The following is a 4,402-nucleotide window of genomic DNA, read 5'->3' as shown; positions in this document are numbered from 1 at the left end:
GGCCTTGATCGCCGAGGCCGTCGATGGACTCCAGGAGACGCTCGGCGAGGCCACCGCCGTGGTGATGAGCGCCATCGATGAGCAGGTGCAGCGCTTCGTCGTTCAGGCACTGCAACTCGATGAGTTCACCCTCCAATTGGAGGGCGCAGAGACTGATTCTATGGAGGTCTGAGACGATCGCCATGGCGAACTTCAACTCCGAAACGTGAGTTAAATGTTTGATCACCCTTCTCATTCGTTGCATGCCACATCCACGCGCTGCCACGAGAATCCCAATTTGCCATCCGCCCCAACCCAAGCAAGCAGCCGACCCTCGCCTCCCGCGTCAAGGCCAGGCCCAAGTTGGTCTGGCGCTTCGGGTCATACGTTTGCGGACTGTCGGACGCCTCACCCCTCACCCCAACCCCTCTCCACCGCTGGGGAGAGGGGCTTTTCTCCCTTCTCCCCCTGGGGGGAGAAGGGCCGGGGATGAGGGGGAGAGGCTTCGGCATCGCTCCGATGCTCGAAATCCGATCCCAGCCCCTTGAACGACAGCTCCGCCAGCAACCCATGCGTCAACAACTGCCGTGGCGTGAACAGGTGATGCCAGTAAGTCCAGCCGCGCTCACGATATAAACGCGCGGTTTCGTCCCCACCCTCGGGAATCGCCCTGGAAGGAATGAACCCCTCGCGCTGCCACGCATCGAAGCGTTCGCGTAGAAGCTCCAGCACCTTGGCTTCACGCGCCAGATCGGTGGCATCGGGCGCGGCGTAACGCCGGACAATCGTCTTTTTCTGTTTGCCGTTGGGTAGTATCTCGATGACGGTTTTCGCCCAGCGGATGCAGTACAACCGCTCCTGAAATACATCGCCAGGTCGGGGCACCAGATCCTCATTGGTCCAGCGCCGCAGACCCTCGGGGCCGCGCAGGGCTTCCACTGACCAGGAACGCGCGGGATTGAAGGGATCAACCACGCGGCTGTCGATCACGGTGGCGCCTTTCTTTTCCTTGTAGCGTTTCATCTCGTCCGCCGACACGACCGCAATCTCGGGCGTTAGCCGATCCGAGTCAGGGACGCGCTGCCAGCGGGCAACGACCTTGGATTTCTCGCCCACGAGCCAGCTTGGCGCCAACGGGATGAAGTAATCGCAGCCCTCCGGCTTCACTTCCACGCAGTACAGATAGGCGTCGGCGCGCTCGCCCCGGTCGTTGTGCTCGATGTTCCAGTCAGTGACCTGACGATCAGCAGCGGCCAACGCCTCGGCCTGGACCCGCATCACCTCTTCCTGAACCTCCCGCCCCCCGCCAAGCAGGTTCAGGCTGGCCCAGGTCAGCAGACCGGCGACCGGGTTAAGGTCCGAACCGAAGGCGTCGCAACCGATGCGGGCGGCCTCGAAGGGAATGGAACCGCCGCCGCAGAAGCTGTCACCAACGCGGGGCCGGTGGCCAAATTGCTTCTGACCAAGCTGTTCGACCAGTTCGGGCAGGTTGGTAGCGGTGGTGTCGAGGTGGGTGTTGATCTCCGTCCAGGCGTCTTCGTCGGGGCCATTCACGTTTTCCGGGCGTTCGCAGTCACGCAGGCGTTCCGCGTAGTTCAATGCGTCGAATTCGGCACGGCTGATCTGGATGTCGTCGCTCAACCAAGGCGGCCTTGTGCCACCTTCCTTGACCCGTTGCCAGACGCCATCGTCGTCCATCGTCAGGATCTTGAGGAAGATTTCGCGGTCGCGTTTCGGATTGTCCGACGCGGGCATCAACATCCCGATGATGGACGCCCGCACCAGAATCAGCGGCTTGCGCCCCCACCATTTGCCCAGGCGCGTGAGCGTCTGCCCGTTGTTCGCCTTGCGCTCCTTGTAAGACTCCGCCGACAAGCGGGCGATGGGAAACTGAGTTTCAATGAAGGCGGGCATGGGGATGGCTCTATGGCGACGGACGCTCGGATGTCCTTCGCGGGTGCGCGTTCATGATGGAGTCAATGCGGACGGTTCCAGCACATGCGTCGCCGGAAGCTTGCGAGCGGCTTTCTCGAACGTCACCAGGGTCTGTCCCGCGGACTGAGCGGCACCATGGATGAGACGATCCACGAATCCGGGATTCGCGGTGGCGAGGCCGGGCAGGGACAAGACGGCACGCGCCGTCGGTGAGACCTCGATGCCGGGCGTTGCGACGAATGCCCGCAGCATTTGCAAGGCATCGGTTTTCGATACCCGATAAAAGGATTGCAGCGCGAAATACGTCTCGGCAAGCACCAGGTCGCTCACCTGAACGCTGGCATTGGCAGCGAGGCGTTCTTCAAGAAAGAGGGCGGCGCAATCGAAGAGCAGGGCGGGTTGCTGCACCAGCAAACGGATGACCACCGAGGTATCGAGTGCGATGGCACGCGGACGATTGCTCACGGGTTTGCATCGGGTGGATTCAGCTTGGCGGCAACCTCCGTGGCCCACCCCGTGGCGATGGCTTCGCGGATCTCGCCCAAGTCATGACGCATGCCAGGTTTGATGTAGCGTTGCGCGATGTCCAGCCAGGCGGCGTTGTCGAAACGGGTCGGTTGGCGTTCGGTGCCGACGGGCGGGAGCGAGGACGTTTGAGAGAGCACTGGCGGAGACTCGACCCAATGTTCAAAAAGCTCCACGGCAACGGCACGCACGGGACGGCCTTCAATGGCGCTGCGAGCCTTGACGCGGCGGTACAGTTCGTCGGGGATGTCGAGTGTCGCTTTCATAAAACCAGTTTCCTGTATTGCTGTATCGGCGTCAAGAATCACAGCGACAGCGACATCTGCGCATGCCCCGCAACTCGCGCCGCGCCCTGGGCGACGAAGGTCTAGGGCGACGGCAAGGAAACGAGGTGCAGAAAATTCAGTCCGGAAAAGCGTTTGAAATCGCTGTCGAAAGACACGAATCGACAGCCGGTGGTCATGGCAAAAGCGGCCAGGTAGGTATCGGTCCAGAGGCGGTGCGGAAGGTCGCCGCCCAATGAGAGTGCGGCAAATTGCGCCTCTGTCGAGGCGGGTTCAGCCAGAAAACACACGGCGGGGTTGTCCAGATACTGGCGGTAGATGCGCCACGCCTCTTCATGGGTGAGCGTGCGGCTCAAAACCCTTGGCTGGGTACTCAAGCGCAATAGCCCGAGCATGGTGATGCGGCAAAATGCCGCCTGGTCCGTTAACTGATCACGCCAATACCGCTTGGCGGTGGTGTGGTGGATGTGATTTTCATCGACCAAGGCCAGCCAGACGTTGATATCGGGCAGGTCGGTCATGGCGGCGCGGCCCCGCTTTGGTCGAGCACACGCTGGTATTGCTCCAGATCTTGCGCGTCCAGGATGGCGGCAAGCTCCGCGTTCGTGAGCGCTGGCGTGAGCGGTGCGTTGGGGTCACGCTGGATGGCGACCGGCAACGGCGGACGCTCGCGCGGGGAGACGGGCGGATTGGAATCCGCTGCCAGCCCACGTTCGATGAACTGGGCGACCAGCTCTTTGAGCTTCATGCCCTGGAGCGCGGCCCGCGCCTTGAGTTGGCGAAAGGTGTCGTCAGGTAAATCAAGCGTGGTTCTCATCGCTGTTGCCATCCGCAATCAAATGCCTGTTTTCAATCAAAGCATTTTCGCATCAAATCACGGATCGGGACAACCCGATCACAGCGACAGCGACATCTGCGCATGCCCCAGCAACTCGCGCCGCGCCTTGGGCGACAGCCCCTCGCCCTTGACGAAGGGATTGTCGGCGATGGCGGCCCGCAACGCCTTGCGCCAGCCGATCCCCTTCTGCATGGCCTGGCCGGTGGTGGCCACGGTCATGGTGTAGAGCCACCAGCGTTCCTCGGGGGCCAGCGCCTCCCAATTGTGCAAGGCGTTGGGGATGTCGTCGGGTGACGCTTCTTCCACCGCCCAGCAGAGGATGCACAGCTCCTTGCCCAGCGAGGGATGCACCGGGACGGGCTTGCCGGGGTTCTTCTGAAACCTGGCGGCGGGCAGACCGTTGGCGCGCAGACGGCGATTGGCCTCGTCCCAGAAGGCCGGGGCGAGGGCCAGCCAGCGGGTGCGGTCGATGACCACGCGCAAGGCGGGATCGTTGGGTGCTGGCGCATCCACCGCGCGCGCGCCCAGAGGGTCGAGATCGTCGCCACGGTGCTCGGTGATGCAGATCATCTGGTTGCCACCGCTGCCCTTGGGGATGTCGATCAGAAACCCGTGGCGGGCTTCCTCTGGCAGAAAGCCCAGGCCAATGACCTTGCGGGCGGATGGTGCTGTGTGCGCCATGACGAAGATATTTCCTGAAAGAATGGTCCAGCGATTTCGCCAAAAGCCCCCCTCCCCCTCACCCCAACCCCTCTCCCCCGCGGGGTGAGGGGTTGGGGTGGGGGGAGATTACGGGCTGACGTTCGCGGCGGTGAAGGGCTGTGTCACCGCCTTGAGCCAG

General features: G+C 62.6%; 6 protein-coding genes. All 6 read right to left on the bottom strand.

Translation table 11 applies throughout. The features are described from left to right. Positions 1–387 precede the first annotated feature (387 nt). Entirely contained in the window at positions 388–1,893 is a 1,506-nt protein-coding gene (locus QZY07_RS04550; protein WP_295400137.1) for a DUF1156 domain-containing protein, read from the bottom strand. A 51-nt stretch (positions 1,894–1,944) separates the two neighbouring features. Further along, positions 1,945–2,379 carry a PIN domain-containing protein gene (locus tag QZY07_RS04545; protein WP_295400136.1) on the bottom strand — a complete coding sequence of 145 codons (435 nt, stop codon included), beginning with the start codon at positions 2,377–2,379 and terminating at the stop codon, positions 1,945–1,947. Continuing rightward, the gene (locus tag QZY07_RS04540; RefSeq protein ID WP_295400134.1) at positions 2,376–2,705 is read right to left on the bottom strand and encodes a hypothetical protein; all 330 of its coding nucleotides are present in this window, start codon (positions 2,703–2,705) and stop codon (positions 2,376–2,378) included. Before QZY07_RS04540 ends, QZY07_RS04545 begins: the two co-directional genes overlap by 4 nt. Positions 2,706–2,806: 101 nt before the next feature. Continuing rightward, positions 2,807–3,244, bottom strand: a complete 438-nt coding sequence (locus QZY07_RS04535) for a TA system VapC family ribonuclease toxin (RefSeq protein ID WP_295400132.1) — start codon at positions 3,242–3,244, stop codon at positions 2,807–2,809. Then, a complete protein-coding gene (locus tag QZY07_RS04530) occupies positions 3,241–3,540 on the bottom strand; it encodes a hypothetical protein (protein ID WP_295400131.1) in 300 nt (99 codons plus the stop codon). The genes QZY07_RS04535 and QZY07_RS04530 overlap by 4 nt, the downstream gene beginning before the upstream one ends. Before the next feature lie 78 nt (positions 3,541–3,618). Beyond that, on the bottom strand, positions 3,619–4,242 hold the full coding sequence (locus QZY07_RS04525) for a DUF3780 domain-containing protein (protein ID WP_295400130.1): 624 nt from the start codon (positions 4,240–4,242) through the stop codon (positions 3,619–3,621). Between the last annotated feature and the right edge of the window lie 160 nt (positions 4,243–4,402).

Origin of the sequence: uncultured Thiocystis sp. (assembly GCF_903866365.1) — a bacterium.
Lineage (GTDB): Bacteria > Pseudomonadota > Gammaproteobacteria > Chromatiales > Chromatiaceae > Chromatium.
Note: the sequence above shows the minus strand (reverse complement) of the source record. Positions and strands in the feature narration are given on the sequence as shown.

Excerpts from the sequence above, each read along its gene's own strand:
- QZY07_RS04535 (WP_295400132.1), bottom strand. The coding sequence starts at position 3,244 with ATGACCGACCTGCCCGATATCAACGTCTGGCTGGCCTTGGTCGATGAA.
- QZY07_RS04540 (WP_295400134.1), bottom strand. The coding sequence starts at position 2,705 with ATGAAAGCGACACTCGACATCCCCGACGAACTGTACCGCCGCGTCAAG.
- QZY07_RS04550 (WP_295400137.1), bottom strand. The coding sequence starts at position 1,893 with ATGCCCGCCTTCATTGAAACTCAGTTTCCCATCGCCCGCTTGTCGGCG.
- QZY07_RS04530 (WP_295400131.1), bottom strand. The coding sequence starts at position 3,540 with ATGAGAACCACGCTTGATTTACCTGACGACACCTTTCGCCAACTCAAG.
- QZY07_RS04525 (WP_295400130.1), bottom strand. The coding sequence starts at position 4,242 with ATGGCGCACACAGCACCATCCGCCCGCAAGGTCATTGGCCTGGGCTTT.